Origin of the sequence: Paenibacillus sp. MB22_1 (genome assembly GCF_047200555.1) — a bacterium.
Classification (GTDB): domain Bacteria; phylum Bacillota; class Bacilli; order Paenibacillales; family Paenibacillaceae; genus Fontibacillus; species Fontibacillus phoenicis.
This window is the reverse complement of record NZ_JBLADV010000002.1, coordinates 1,752,398-1,767,587: the sequence shown is the minus strand read 5'-3', so window position 1 is coordinate 1,767,587 and position 15,190 is coordinate 1,752,398. Positions and strand designations below refer to the sequence as shown.

At 53.6% G+C, this 15,190-nt stretch carries 9 protein-coding genes; 5 read left to right on the top strand and 4 right to left on the bottom strand.

The features are described from left to right. Positions 1 to 5: 5 nt before the first annotated feature. Complete coding sequence (locus tag ACL02P_RS19975; protein WP_412837949.1) at positions 6 to 3,089, bottom strand: stalk domain-containing protein; 3,084 nt, start codon at positions 3,087 to 3,089, stop codon at positions 6 to 8. Positions 3,090 to 3,260: 171 nt separating this feature from the next. Continuing rightward, the gene (locus ACL02P_RS19970; protein WP_412837948.1) at positions 3,261 to 3,920 is read right to left on the bottom strand and encodes an MOSC domain-containing protein; all 660 of its coding nucleotides are present in this window, start codon (positions 3,918 to 3,920) and stop codon (positions 3,261 to 3,263) included. A 215-nt stretch (positions 3,921 to 4,135) separates the two neighbouring features. Here ACL02P_RS19970 and ACL02P_RS19965 point away from each other — a divergent pair, with 215 nt between their 5' ends. Beyond that, positions 4,136 to 4,555, top strand: a complete 420-nt coding sequence (locus ACL02P_RS19965; protein WP_412837947.1) for a hypothetical protein — start codon at positions 4,136 to 4,138, stop codon at positions 4,553 to 4,555. A gap of 68 nt (positions 4,556 to 4,623) precedes the next feature. Here ACL02P_RS19965 and ACL02P_RS19960 read toward each other — a convergent pair whose 3' ends face one another. Both ACL02P_RS19960 and ACL02P_RS19955 read right to left on the bottom strand, forming a co-directional pair. Beyond that, entirely contained in the window at positions 4,624 to 6,555 is a 1,932-nt protein-coding gene (locus ACL02P_RS19960) for an LTA synthase family protein (protein WP_412837946.1), read from the bottom strand. 85 nt (positions 6,556 to 6,640) lie between these two features. Beyond that, positions 6,641 to 9,190, bottom strand: coding sequence for a beta-mannosidase (locus tag ACL02P_RS19955; protein ID WP_412837945.1), 2,550 nt, complete (start codon positions 9,188 to 9,190; stop codon positions 6,641 to 6,643). A gap of 276 nt (positions 9,191 to 9,466) precedes the next feature. On the opposite strand from ACL02P_RS19955, the gene ACL02P_RS19950 reads away from it, so the two are divergent. The 4 genes from ACL02P_RS19950 (at position 9,467) to ACL02P_RS19935 (ending at position 15,026) form a co-directional block, all read left to right on the top strand. Continuing rightward, entirely contained in the window at positions 9,467 to 10,660 is a 1,194-nt protein-coding gene (locus tag ACL02P_RS19950) for a transposase (RefSeq protein WP_412837944.1), read from the top strand. 214 nt (positions 10,661 to 10,874) lie between these two features. Then, entirely contained in the window at positions 10,875 to 11,873 is a 999-nt protein-coding gene (locus ACL02P_RS19945) for a substrate-binding domain-containing protein (protein WP_412837943.1), read from the top strand. Then, entirely contained in the window at positions 11,863 to 13,788 is a 1,926-nt protein-coding gene (locus ACL02P_RS19940; protein ID WP_412838269.1) for a cache domain-containing sensor histidine kinase, read from the top strand. The genes ACL02P_RS19945 and ACL02P_RS19940 overlap by 11 nt, the downstream gene beginning before the upstream one ends. Further along, positions 13,785 to 15,026 (top strand): response regulator transcription factor, encoded by a 1,242-nt coding sequence (locus tag ACL02P_RS19935; RefSeq protein WP_412837942.1) that lies wholly within the window; start codon positions 13,785 to 13,787, stop codon positions 15,024 to 15,026. Before ACL02P_RS19940 ends, ACL02P_RS19935 begins: the two co-directional genes overlap by 4 nt. The last annotated feature ends 164 nt before the right edge of the window (positions 15,027 to 15,190 follow it).

Sequence of the window (15,190 nt, the reverse complement as noted above, 5' to 3'; positions counted from 1 at the left end):
ATAGCTTATGGTGTGGCTGGCGTTGTTACTGAAATGGGTCCGGTAATGGCATAGTTGGTGGAACTGCTCATATCCGGAACGGTAATGACGTAAACGTTGTAGGTGTTGTTCTCCAAATCCAGCAGATTACCTTGATAATCTTTATCCAAAACAGCCGAATAAGGTCCTGACTTCGAAATAGCTGCCCCTTGGTAACTTTCGGATGCTACGATACCTGAAGCCCCCGAGGTTGGGACTGCAATGACAAGATATCTGCTGATGCTTTGATCATTGCTTGGTTTGCTGAAAACCACCTCAATGCCGGAGCCATTCACCACAGCGCTCACATCCGTTGCAGCAGATACAGGTACGGTGCTTGGATCAACCTTTAGCTTCACTTGACCGGAAGGACCGGACAACAGATTCGTCATACCTGAACCGGATTTTGCTACCGTCAGCACAAATACTTGATAGGTCGTGTTGGCATCCAACGGTACGCCATATGCTGTATTCGGCTTGCCTAAAGAAACCTGAATGTTCCGTCCGTTCGGTTTCACAGCGGTATAGTTATCTTCCAGAGTCACCGTATTGGCATATTCCAGATTAAAGCTGCTCACATTCGCTGCCGGAACAACCATAATGCGGTATTCCTCAACGTTGCTTTCATTCGGCTGTTTGTTGAAGCTTACCACGATATCGCTGTAGGAATAACCGCTACCTGTGACATCAGCCGAAACGCTTAATGGCTGAAGCGCTGTGCTGTTCACCAGCGTAACCTCGTTCGAATATCCCGACAGGACGTTCGATCCGCCGCCGCTTGCGGCAACCGACAGGACGTACACCCGGTAAGGAACTCCGTTGCGAATCGCTTCTCCATCGGTGTCCTTCGCGCCGTTAAGGTTTACGCTTAAGGTAGCCCCGTTTTTGTTGACAGTCGTATAGTAGTTCGACGAATTGGCTGCGTTCAGGTTAAAGCTCTTCGTCGCTTTCACCACAAATACCCGGTAATGGCTAATATACGTTTCATTCGCAGCACGGGTAAAGGTTACCCGCAGATCACGGCCGTCCCCATAATCGCTGACGTCCGCCGCACTCAAGTTCGAGACCGCGCTAACCATATTGTTCGACAATGTAATCGGCGAGGAGTAAGAAGACAAGGCGTTGCTCAGGTTATATCCGCTGCTGGCTACCGACAGGACAAACACCCGATAGCTGACGCCGTTACGGATCGTCGCTCCGTCAACATCTCTCGCCCCCGATTTCAGAACCGTGGAGAGCGTATAGCCGCTCTTGCTCACCGTCGTATAGTTTGCGCTGCCGACATTGTTGGCCTTGGCTAATGTAAAGTTATTCGCATCCGAGGTTTTGACCACCAGGATCCGATAGTTGCTAATATACGTTTCATTCGCAGCACGGGTAAAGGTCACCCGCAGGTCACGGCCGTCCCCATAATCGCTCACATCTTCGACAGTAACGTTCGATACCATATCCACCGTGCTGCCATTGGTTAACGTAATCGCAGCCGAAGCGGACGACAGCGTATTGGTCCCTGCGTAAGCTCCGGTGCCCACGGCCATAACGAATACCCGATAGCTGACACCGTTGCGAATCGTTGCCCCGTCTACATCCCGCGCATTGGAGGACAAGGCATATGACGTAATATTCGAACCAGTCTTATTAACCTGCGTATAGTTTACGTTGGATACCAGGTTTGCTTTTGCCAGGCTGAAGTTGGCATAGTCGCTGGCTTTCACAACGAAGATCCGGTACGAGCTGATCCGCGTTTCATCCGAGATCCGGCTGAAGCTCACCCGCAGGTCACGGCCGTCGCCATAATCGTTCCAGTCTTCCACCTTCGTGATGACCGGTGCGATAATCGAGCCTTGCGCGAGCGTGATCGCGGAGGAGCCGGACGACAATTTGTTCGAATATCCCGTATTATTGCTCACCGATAACACAAACACCGTGTAGGACACGCCATTCTTGATCAGTTCTCCGGACGTATCCCGAGCGGAAGAGGCCAGCTGGCCGGTTAATGTCGAACCGCTCCCTGATTTGGACACAAGCGTAGAGTAGGAGCTCGGCAAGTTGTTCGACGTGCTCAGTGTAAAGCTGCTAGCGTCCTTCGTCTTAACGACGAACACGCGATAGTTGGCGATGTTGCTTTCATTTTGCGCTCTTGTAAAGGTGACGCTCAGGTCGCGGCCATCGCCGTAATCGCTCACGTCGCTGACCTTAACGTTCGATGGAGCCGCTACGGAAACGGTATTGGTCAACGTAAAGGCCGGTGATGGATTCGACAACGTATTGGCGCTGTTGCCTTTGCCAATCACCAATACATAAGCAACGTAAGATTGATCCTCACGAATGGCAGCCCCGTCAACGTCCCGTGCGCTGGCCGACAGCGTTAAGGACGGATCGGATCCCGACGGAGACAACGACGTGTAATTGGCCGATCCGACTTTTTGGGCTGCTGCCAGATTAAAGCCGGAAGCATTTGATGCTTTCACGATCATCACGCGATACTGTTCAACGCGCGATTCGTTCGAGGATTTCGAGAAGCTGATCTGCAAATCCCGTCCATCCCCGTAATTTCCCACATCACGGGCAGTGACGTAGGCCACCGGACTAGGATCACTCCCGCTATCCGAGCCACCCGATCCGCCCGAGCCGAAGCCGGAGTTGATGGTAACGATTTTGGCGGAGTTGCTCCACCCCACTTGCTGCCCTAACGCCTCGCTGACGAAGCGAACGGGCACCATCGTTCTGCCTTTGATGCTTTGCGCCGGCACGTCGAGCAAGACCGTCTCATTGTTGATGGTTGCCGAACGCGACATCAGCTTCAGCGTGATGGTCGTGCCGTCTTTGTAGGCGGTAACGGTTTTCAGCGTCTGGTTGTAATTCACCTTGGCATCCAGCGCTTCAAAAATCGCCCGGAGCGGCAACATCACCCGTCCGCTAATGATGACCGGGGCCTGGTCTGTAGTCAGCCGGTTGCCATCAATGTAGATGCTGATTGGCGTAGCCGCTTGCGCCGTCGTCTGTTGAAAGATTGGTATGATTAACAATGCGGCTAAGAGCGAAGCCCAAATTTTTTTCAAAAATCTCATCCTCCCCATGCTAATGAACAGCTAAAGAAAAAGTAACTCTTCCCATTTGACGTGTTATGCCAAGCAAAAGTTTCTATGTTTGCCGCTTGTAAAAAAATTTCACTCCCGGATGCCTATCCCCGAACAAAAAAATCCGCTTCCCATCACGGGCAGCGGATTTAATGGAAGACGCTATTTGCCGGCCAATCGATTCAACCGGGCCGTCAACTGTTCACGCCAGCTGGCTGACAACTCCTCCACGGCTAAAATACGCCGGATCCCTTCGGCATCCTCTTTGTCGACGTGCATTACGCGGTTGGCAAACGCCAGCGTGACTCCTGCGGGGTGCCTCTCGACAAGCTCCAGTTGATCCCCGGGCCGAACCTCTCCTTCCTGGAGCACCCGGAAATAATATCCGGTGTATCCGGTTTGCTGGATCGCCTGCGGCAGCTCGGGCAAACCATGCTTAACGCCCAGCTTGAAGCAAGGCTGCCGTGGTTGGCTGACCTGAACCATCGTGCCGCCCATACGAAACCGGTCACCGATGCAGATCTCGTCTTCGAGCATCCCTTCGGTCGTGATATTTTCCCCAAATGCCCCAAGTTCCAAGGTGATCCCGAACTTCTCCTCCCAATAAGCATAGCGCTCGTACGGATAAACGCAGACCGCCTTGTCCGGTCCCCCGTGAAATTTAAGGTCCGCTTGCTCATCACCGGCAAAATTCACCGACGATAAATACCTCGCTTCCGTCACCGGCATTTTGAATATGCCTGTTCGTATTGTTTTGCCTTGATGCTCCACCTCGATCGGCTTTCCCACGTTGAGCGAACGAACTGTCATATGATCGCCCATTCCTCTCAGCCCCCTCTGTTCCGAAATTCAGCGTGAAATAAATTCCATTATAAGGGACAACTTCATCCAGCACCACCTTATATTCCAAGGGAGCTGCCGGACGATTGAAACTTACCGGGCACCTGAACCGTATTACTAATAGGCATCAATGATCTCACGACAATCATTTATTACGATGAATACTATCCCTTGCACCAAAGAGAGGAATTAAATCTATGAAATTTAAGCTTAAAAAAGTCGTTATTCTCGGCACGATGGCCCTTGTCATTACGATAAACCCCAGCATGTCCAGTTTTGTAACCAGCCTGACCTATGCGGCTCACCCCTCCAAGCAATCCAGCCTCAGCAATAAGGCGGAGCGTCCGGAGGACGAGCTGAACCGGGTGCTTGGCGCTTCCTCCGACCGGGAGGTTTACGACGCTTTGCTTGAAGGCCAGTCGCTGGCGGATATTGCCGAATCCCGCGGCCAAGATGCGAACCAGGTTGTCCAGCTGCAAATTGCCCAACTGCAGGAGCAGCTGCAGAAACGGTTAGACGAAGGCAGCATCACCCGTGAAGTTTATGAGCTTCAGCTGCAAGAGCTGCCGGAGTTGGTTGCCGAGAGCGCGAAAACGAGGTATACAATCCTCGGCTAATTTATTAAAACGAAGGCCCTGCGATGGACCGCTTATTGCTTGCGGTATCCAGCAGGGCCTTGTTGCGTTTATTTTCCCCGTTTCGGGAGGAGCTTGACATATTCATCGGAGAGCTTCATCAGCTGCAAAATGTAATCGTAGTCGCTGCGGTACGGCGCAATATCGGTGACAGGCTGCAGTGTGTCCAGTGAAACCGCGGTGCCGTCGTCAAAGCCAGCGCCCGGCACGAACATGACTTCATCGTTAAAGAACGAGCCTGTCGGCAGATAATACCGCATCCCCACCACATTACGGTCCAAATTCAACAGGTCGTGCCCGAAGGCGGTAAATCCCTCATTCTCCAGCGAGATTCCGAGAAGATTGGCTACGGTCGGCAAAATATCGACCTGGCCTCCGGTGCGCTCGACGACTTGACCTTGTTCTTGGCCAGGGATGTGAATGATCAGCGGGATGTTGAACCGGCTGATCCGCTCGTCGTAAGCGATCCCCAGCTTCTCACTGATTTGCTTAGCGGGAACGTCCTTCTCCTGAAGGCCAAAGTGATCCCCATAGAACACCAGCATCGTATGGTCCCACAGACCCGTTTGCTTCAACCCGTCAATCAGCTTGCCGATCGCATAATCCGTGTAGTTGACCGCCTCGATATAATTCCCGAGCATCGTGCCTTCTAGATCGGCCGGCAGTTCGATTTGGCGGCGATCCTTCGGCACGACAAACGGATTATGGCTTGAGGTGGTGACGAATTGGGCGTAAAACGGATTGCCTTGCGCCTTTAGCTCGGCCAGCTTTTCGACGCCAACCCGGTACATTTCCTCATCGGACGCGCCAAAATCGTTAAAATGATCGTTTGTATAATACGGCTTATCGTAATATTTATCGAAGTTCAGCGCCGGGTACATTTTGTTCCGATCCCAAAATGTCACCTTATTGATGTGGAACGTATTCGCCGTGTACCCGTATTTTTGCAGCAGGCGCGGCAGACTGGGAAGCTCCCGATCACCATAGCCGGTCGACATCGCCTCCGCAGCTGTCGGATAGATCGACGTATTGGACATAAACTCGGCATCGGACGTATTGCCGGGGCCGATCTGCTGGAACACGTGCGGGAAATAGAAGCCTTCCTTCGCTAAACCGTTAAGTACGGGCGTAATTTCTTGACCGTTAATTTTCAGGTTCAACGGGAAGTTCTGGAACGACTCCATCTGCACGATGATCAAGTTCATCCCTCGGGCTGCGCCAAAATAAGCCGGTACCCCTGTAACATCCATTTTGTAAGGATAGCTGCTCTCAAGCTGCCGGACTTTGGCCGCCGTCTCCTGCAGATTACCTTCCGCGATCATCCGCTCTTCCTCCTGGTTGCGGATCGCCGCATCGACCTGGAAGTTAAAGAAACCTACGCTTTCGGCGCGCACCAGCTCGTTGTCGATGTCTTTTCCCCAGCGGATATAAAGGCCGGACAGCATGAGGCTGACGATCAGGACGAAAGCCACCCCCACCTTCCACGCCAACGAGCCGCGCGGCCGGTCGTTACGGAAGCTGAGGCTCCCCGCCAGATAGAATCCCCGGGAAGCCCGGCGCCTGCGAGCCGTACGAAAGATGCGAACCGCAATCAGCACTGGCAGATCGATGAAATATAGAAATTGTTCAGGCCTTAGCAGCGAAGCAACGCTGGCTTTGACCTCAGGAACCTGGTTGAGCCCGCTCAGCACCGCATACGTTGGTACCGTGCCAAAGTAGGCGTTATATACCGTCGCCGCAAACAGGGTCACGGAGATAATCCAGTTCAATCCGAGGTACACTCCCCATTTGACCTTAGCCGGCGTCAACAGCTCAACCAAACACATCAGCGCCAGCACCGATAGCCATTCACCGGGCAATCCCTGAACCCCAAGGCTCCCATAGAAAAAATATCGCAGCAACAACAGCTTCATGCCAATTAGCACGAACGTTACGACGAAATGAATTCGACTTGAGTTACTTGAGTTACGTATGATCTCCATCTCTTTTCTCCGGAATTTACCGTGTTTTTACATAGCACGCAATTTCTATTTGTTTATTATAACACGGTAAAATCCAGAGTCGAATTTAGACGAAATCAGCCATGGAGCGGACGGTCAGCTTGCCGGGATGGCCCGCGACAAAGGGCTCTGCGCTGCCTGTGCCGCCCCGCCGCCGGAACTCCACCGTTACCGGAATGCCAGGAATTAGATCAAAGTAATTATCGGAGAAAATCCCTTCTTCTTCCGCCGAAATCCATACCTGGCGCGCCAAGACATCGCTGACCAGGGTATAACGGCTTCCGCCGCTGCCGGCCTCTTCTTGAAGCGTAATGTTCGCCTGCGGCAACGAAAGTTCTCTAGCCGAAGCGAAGTAAAAAGGCTTGCTGTCCACGGCCTGCCCCTCGATCTCCAGGACCGCATGCAGCACGACCTGGCGCGGATCATGGCCTTCCAACCATTCCGCCCGACTGAACACCGCAGCTTCAACAACCGCATCTGCAGCGGCGTGAACCTCCAACGCCTGTTCTTTCAACGAGGCCCCCTGGAAGTCATACAGCGACAACCGCAAGCGGCCCGTAACCGGCTTCTGCAGATCAGACACCACGCTAACCGAGATCGGGCCATTCTCCGGCTCGTAAATCGCCAGCATGACCTCGCGGAAGCTGCGGCGTACCGCATACTGCAGCGCCTTCCAACGTCCGTAATAGTCCATCCCCGCCCAGGACGCCACCGGCCAGCAATCGTTCATCTGCCAGTATAGCGTCCCCATGCAGTAAGGCTTGTTGCGGCGATGTGCTTCAATTGCCGTACGGATCGCCTCGGCCTGCAGCACCTGACTCATGTACAGGAACGAAGGGAAATCCTTCGGCTCCGGCAGATAAAGGTCCATGTACTCCTTGATCAACTGGTTCCCTCGGCCATTCTTCTGATGGGCCAGCATGATCTCGGACTCCAGCGCCAGCTCGCTCTCCGGCGCGTAAGTCAGCACCGATTTCAGCTCCGGAAAGGATTGAAAGCCGTATTCGCTCATGAAACGGCCTACCCGGAGGTTATAGTTATCAAACGGCTCAACCGCATGCCAGACCCCCCAGTAATGGACGTCCCCTTCACCGGTGACTTGAAGTGCATGTTGATCCGCGTCCCCCGTCAATCTACGGATCGGCGAAGACGGCAAGTAGGCGACGCCGCCGCCATGACGTTCCACGGCCTGAGGAAGAATTCGATGGAAGATCGCCTCGTAATCCGCCCAAATCTGTTCACGCTGCTCTGCGGTGTAATTCTTTTTCCACCCCCAGCCCCCATCCTCGACATAGTGGGCCCAAGCCGAATCGATTTCATTGTTTCCGCACCACAATGCGATACAGGGATGATTCCGCAACCGCTTGAGGTTGTCCTCCGCTTCCCGCGTAACGCTGTCCAGAAACTCCGAATCCCCCGGGTACATACTGCACGCAAACATGAAGTCCTGCCAGACCATGATTCCGTATTCATCGCACAGCTCGTAGAAAATATCCTGCTCATAAAGGCCGCCGCCCCAGACGCGAAGCATATTCATGCCGCTTTCGGCTGCCGTGGCGATTTCATGGCGATAACGCTCCTCCGTCACTTCAGTCAAAAAGCTGTCGTTCGGGATATGGTTCGCCCCTTTGGCGAAAACTGGCACGCCGTTTAACTCGAAGCGGAAGCAAGCCCCTGCATCGTCCTTCTCACGAACCAGCCGGATGTCGCGCAGCCCGGTTCGAACAGACGCTTCGGCGACCGCTTCCTGCCCGCCGTCCGTCACAAGCTTGGCATGGAAGTTATACATCGCCGGTTCGCCCAGCCCCCGGCACCACCACAGCTTCGGCTCCGCAATGACCGCCGACACCTCTACTACATTCGTTCCCGGCTCTAATACCACAGGACGTTCCCAGGTCAACTCGCCGTCAGTGAGCTGCAGCTGACCTTCCCAGCGCTCAGCAGTTTCAATTTCTACCACGGCCGTAAGCTCCGCAGCCGAGACGTTGACCCGGTCCTGGCGAATGAACAGGTCACGAATCACCGGGCCGCTCCAGCCCTCAAGCCGCACCTCGCGCCAAATCCCGCTGGTCACAAATCGCGGCCCCCAATCCCAGCCGTAATGATACGGCGCTTTGCGGGCAAACACGCTGACCCGGCGGTCGCCTAACCCGCCCAGCTCCGATTGGTCGTTCGCCGCCGGCAGGCCATACCCCAGCTTCTCGAGCTTAGGCAAATCCTCCGCGATGGGAGAGCGGAAGCGTACGGCAACCGTATTGTCGCCTTCGCGCAGCAGCGGCTTCACATCGATTCGCCAAACGCGGAACATATTGTCGGCCGACAAGACGTGCGTCCCGTTCACCGTGACATCGGCATACGTATCCAAGCCGTCGAAGACAAGCTCCAACCGCGGCAAAGCGGACCAAGCCTCATCCAATTCGAAGGAGGCTTCGTATTCCCAATCTTTTCGATCAATCCACTGCAGGTCATGCTCGTTAGTTCCATAGAACGGGTCAGGGATCAACCCGTTGCGGTGCAGATCCGTATGCACGGTGCCCGGCACGCGGGCCGGCTTCCACTCTGTCTCATCACTCGCTTTGAAGCTCCAATGCTGGATTCGATAACTATGTTTGTTCATATGTCCTCCATCAAGTTGTAAGTTACCGTTCATTATATACTAATTCCGTTATGATTTGTTATATATTTGTTAGTGATTTTGCAGATCAAATTTTTATATGATCTTTCTTTGGGATTAAAGGTGAGCTATAATTGTAAAATTACTAATTGAGCGTTTTGCAGTAATCTGAGGCCTTGAGCCGTAAGGATTTTCGGACATAAAAAAGGGACTTCACCCCAACTTGGAGAAGTTTTCAAGTGACCGAACCCAAAAACCTCAAGGATGGAGGAAGTCACTTTGTATATTCTCCAAGAATGTCTGTTTTCCTTCGAAGAACTTTTAAACATTCAACCCAAGGAGAGATGGCCGATCTTCTTCAGCTCTCTCGATCTGAGACCGTATGCCAAGGAACTGAGAAGCCGTTCACCCCGAGGCGCTGAGGGATACTGCAGACAAGGGATTCTACGAGCACTCTTGGCTGCGCCGCTTGAAGGAATAAGTACCTTTTCAGGGTTGCATAAGCGTTTGGATACGGATCTCCGGTTTCGTTATCAGTGTGGTCTTCCGCTGGATCGAGAAGCTCCTTCCATATCCACATTAAGCCGAGTCTTCTCAGAACTGACGAGAAAGGACTTGGCAAAACGGCTTTTTGAGGATTTGGTCACACGCTGTCAGCAGGAAGGTATCATAGAAGGCAGTAACGTCGCCATAGACAGCGCCGCTCTCCGCGCTTACGAGAAAAAGCAGCCCAAACGCAAAAGCGAGCAAACGGGTAATGCGAACTGGGGCGCAAAAATTGATTCCTTCGGCAATAAAATCACATGGTTTGGTTACAAAATTCATCTGGCGGTCGATACGAAAAGTGAATTGCCGATCGCCTTGGAAGTAACGCCGGCGCATGTCAATGATGGAGAAATGGCGCCGGGCCTGATCGAGAAAACAGCGTCCAGGACGAGCACACGATTTTTCATACTCGATGCGGGCTACGACCAAATGAAAGTTTATGAGGCCGCCCGCAACGTCAAGGCACAAGCCATCATTCCCCTTAATCTTCGGGGGGAGAAGGAACCGCCTGCTGGCATGACCTCGAACGGAACACCGTGCTGTTCCATGGGTTATGCGATGACATACTGGGGAGTTGACGGCGATATGCATAAATTTCGCTGCCCGCATGCCACGGGTAAAGTCGACTGTCCGCTTGGCATGGCTGCCTGCTCGTCTTCAAACTATGGAATGGTCGTCAAAGTAAATGCGAAGGATGATCTCCGGCGATACAGCATCCCTCATCGGGATACAAAGCGTTGGAAGGAACTTTACAATGAACGAACCAGCGTAGAACGCTGCAACTCCCGATTGAAAACCTATTTGACGGCAGACGCCGCACATGTCCGGGGCATTCAGAAAGTCACAACTCACCAGTATTTGAATGCCATTGTTCTGCTTGCATCTGCGCTCGCCGTTTCTCATCATTCAAAACGGGCTGCCGCTTAAAAAATGAGCTGTTCTAAAATTCTGCAAGTCTGCCCTTTTCTTCATCCATATAATACCATTTTCGAAAATTACCCCTTAACGACAGTGAATATGCTATCGCTTCTTCTCTGAAACGGAATTATGCAAAACACTCAATTATCAATTTCGACGAATCATAGTATGATGTTGTCGAAAGTGAATCACTTGGCAACTCTTCTTATGAAAGGGGTTTCATATGAAGAAGATTTGGATGGTGTACTTGCTGCTCTTCGCTTGCTTTGCGCTATACGTGCTCGATTACCGCTCCCAGATTCGTTTGAACGACGAATGGAATTCCGGGGGCCTCCGAGGTTCCATCGATGAGAAATACGTGATGGTGACGTTTCAAATGGGTATCGACTATTGGAAAAGCGGGCTGAAAGGCTTCGAAGACGCCGCCCAGGCGCTAAACGTCTCCGTAGAATACCGCGGCTCCACCCAGCGCGATATTCATGAGCAAATCACGGTGTTGGAGCAAGCCATTGCTAAAAAACCGGCCGGCATCGCGATCTCCGCGATTCATCCAACCGAACTCACCGCCACGATTAACAAAGCGGTCGACGCCGGCATTCCGGTCGTCTTGTTCGATTCCGACGCCCCCGGCAGCCGCGCTTTTTCCTTCCTTGGCACCGACAACTATTCCGCCGGCGTTGAGGCCGCGCGGAAAATGGCCGAGCTCACCGGCGAACGCGGGGAGGTCGCCGTCGTCACCGTGCCGGATCAACAAAATCATCAAGAACGCACCGAAGGTTTTTCCGATACCATTACCCAGGAATTCCCCAACATGCACATTGTCGCCACCAAAAACGGCAAAGGCGATGAGCTGTACTCGCGGCAAGCGGCGGAGGAAATTCTGCACGACTTCCCCGAAGTCGCAGGCATTTTCACCACCGAAGCCAACGGCGGTATCGGCGTTGCGGAGGCCGTAAAGGCCTTTGGCCCGACCTCCTCCAGTCCGAAGATCATCAGCTTCGACACCGATAAGGGCACCTTGGACTTGGTCAAAAGCGGAGATATCGCCGCCACGATGGCCCAGGGCACCTGGAACATGGGATATTGGTCGCTGCAGCTGCTCTTTTCGTTGAAGCACGATTCCGATGGATCTTCGCCCCCCGGCCCTCGCGTTCCCCAGCGTTTGGATACCGGCATCACCGTCGTCACACGGCAGAATGTGAATGATTACTATGCGAAATAGATATGGAAAGCGGTCCTGGGAAATCCGTCGTTTTTCGCTGAATAACTTGCCCATCCGCTACAAATTAATCGTCCACTTTATGTTGATCAGCATCCTTCCTTCGATCGGGCTGGGCGTGCTGACGAATTGGACGGTCGACCGCATTATCGAACGGCAGATTACGAACAACACGCTGCAGTTAATTGGCAAGGTGAACCGGTCGTTGGAGACGTATGTGGAGAATTTGCAAAACATGACGTTCCTCATCTCCTTTAACCCGGACGTGCTGCAGTTTCTCGAGAACAACAACGAGGCGGAACTCGTTCTATCGGCACCGTCAGTCAAAACACCTCCACGAACAACAACACCGGTAGATACCGATCACTACGAAATTCGCAAGTTCCTGCAGGGCTTCACCACCTTGTATTCGGAAGTCGCGGGCATTCTAATCGTCAACAGCCGCGGCGAATATATCAGCAACGAAATGTATGCCCGCACCGCAGAAAACCTGACCCGGGAAGAGTGGTACCAAGAAGCGGTCCGCAATAAAGGAATCTTTAAGATCATCGGTCATCCGCGAGACCGCAACGTCACTACGCATGTCAACTACAAGGACAGTGAAGTCGTCTCTGCCGTAAGGGCGATTCTCGACCCCGAAACCCAGCAGGTCAAAGGCGTCGTCTTAATCGACCTCAAACTGCGGGTCATTGCCGAGACCGCTCAGGACGTTCGTTTGGGGAAAACGGGCTATCTAACGGTGGTGGACGGCAACGGGGAACTGATCTATGCCCCGCCAGCCCCCTATATCAACCGCGTTCCGCTGGAGCGGCTCGGTCAGGACGGCTCAGGAACCTACGCAGAACGGGTGGGCGGCCGCGATTTACAGTTCATCTACCGACATTCGCCGTTTACAAACTGGACGACGGTCGGCGTCTTTTCCATGGCGGAGTCCGCTACGGAAATGCAGGAAATTCGTTTTTACGTGGTTAGCTTTGTTTTTATCGTCTGTTTGCTGGGGATGACGGCCTCTTTCTATCTGGCTCACACGATTTCCAGGCCAATCGGGCAGCTGGCGTCCTTTATGCAAAAAGCCCAGTCCGGCGATCTGACCATTCGCCACTGGAGCGACCGAACCGATGAAATCGGCCTGCTTGGCCGCCGTTTCAACGCCATGCTGCAGCAGATCCACCGACTGCTCTCCCTGACCGAACTGCAGGAGCGTCAGAAGCGGGAGGCGGAGCTAAGAAGCCTGCAGGCGCATATCAAGCCGCATTTTTTGTACAATACCCTGGATACGATTCATTGGATGGCCCGCCGCAACGGCTCGGAGGATATCGCGGAAATGGCGGAGTCCTTGTCGAAGCTGTTCCGAATCGGCCTTAGCAAGGGGAATGACATCATCCCCCTGAACGATGAAATCGAGCATGTTCGCAGTTACTTGCATATTCAACACGTCCGTTATCAAAGCAAACTCGATTACTCGCTGCACATCGCTCCGGAAATTCGCGGTGTCTATGTGTTGAAGCTGATCCTTCAGCCGATTGTGGAAAATGCCATCTACCATGGAATCAAGGAACGCCGGGGGCCGGGCCGCGTGGTCATCGAAGCCGCCGAGGATGCCGGCATGTTGGTGATCACCATCCGGGATGATGGGAAAGGCATTCCGCCGGATAAGCTGGCCCGGCTGCAAAAAGAACTGCAGTCCGCAGGCACCGCGGATGGCCGGGAAAAGGGCTCCGAACCGGCAGGGGCATCCAATGCAAGCGAAGGCGGACAGGGATATGGGATGCTGAATGTGCAAGCTCGGATCGCATTAACCTTTGGTCCGAAATATGGCCTGACGATCCAAAGTGAGGAAGACCGAGGAACCGTAGTAACCGTCACCCACCCGATCATTCGGGATGAACAAACCCGTTGGGAGAGGATTGAATCATGAGCGGAACCTACTCAGAAACTCGTTGGAGGGTGCTCATCGCCGACGATGAGTGCATTATTCGCGAAGGGATACGCGACAGCGTGGACTGGGAGAGCTTGCGCCTTACGGTAGTAGCTGAAGCGGAGGATGGCGAGGAGGCGCTGGAGAAGGCGATCCGGCACGACGTCCACATCATGCTCGTTGATCTCAACATGCCGATCATGGACGGGATCGAACTTATGAAGCAGGTGCGTGAGCGGCTGCCGGACTGTAAAATCGTCATCATCACCGGCCATGACGAGTTTGCTTACGCCCAGAAGGCGATTCGCCTTCAGGTCAAGGATTACATCCTGAAGCCGGCCAATCCCGAGCAGTTAGAGAAAGTCCTGCGACAGGTGCGCGGAGAGCTGGAGGAAGAAGCGTCCAGGCAGCAGCAATGGCAGCAGGCCTCGCGGCAGCTGTCCCGCAGTTATCCGCTTCTGAGGGAGCGATTTGGCCAGCAATGGCTGGACGGGGGCATGACCGCCGCTGAAATCTCCGAGCAGCTGCGGTTCTTGCAGCTGCCGGACGCCTGCCCGGATTGGCTGGGCGTCATCCGCTTGCCAGAACCCGCCGCCTCGCCCGCTTTGTTCAAGGAGGACGAACGGCAGCTGTATAGCTTTGCAGTGGAGAATATCGCCGCCGAAGTACTTGCCTCCTATCCCAAGACGATCTTCCGCGACCCCTTTGGCCTGATCGTTGTCCTGCTGTGGGGGGTGGAAGCTGAGGCCGATTTTTACCGTATTGAAACCTTGGTGCGAACCCACTTGAAAATCGCTGCCGAGGTGTATTTGGCCGAGGGCGCTGGTGACGTGCTGGAGCTTCCTTCCGTATACCGGAAAGCGAAATCCGCCGTGAACAAGGAGAACGCCGTTTCCCCGCTGGTACGCCGGGCCAAGCAATATATGCTGGAGCATTTCAGCAACAGCGGGCTGACGCTGGAAGCGATGGCGCAAGCCCTGCAAACTTCCCCGGCTTATTTAAGCCGCATGATCAAGCAGGAGCTGGGCACCACGTTTAACAGCTATTTGACGCAGCTCCGCATCCGTCGGGCGAGCCGCCTATTAATCGCCACCGAGCTGACAATAGCCGAAATCGCCGAGCAAGTCGGCTACGAAACTCAACACTATTTCAGCACGGCGTTCAAGCGCGCGACCGGCCTTTCCCCACTGCAATACCGCAAAGGCGCATTTGAACATGAAGATGCTCAGGGGGAGTAAATCTCCCCCCTCTCAGCCTCCTATTTTGGAGTCATGCCCCTCCATAAAGGTTCGATTTTTATAAAAAGAGTCAAACCACTGTAAATACGACCTCCCCCTTCGCTTGCTATACTCCGAACTGTAAACGCATTCATTTCAAGCATAGGGGGAATCGACTTTGAAGA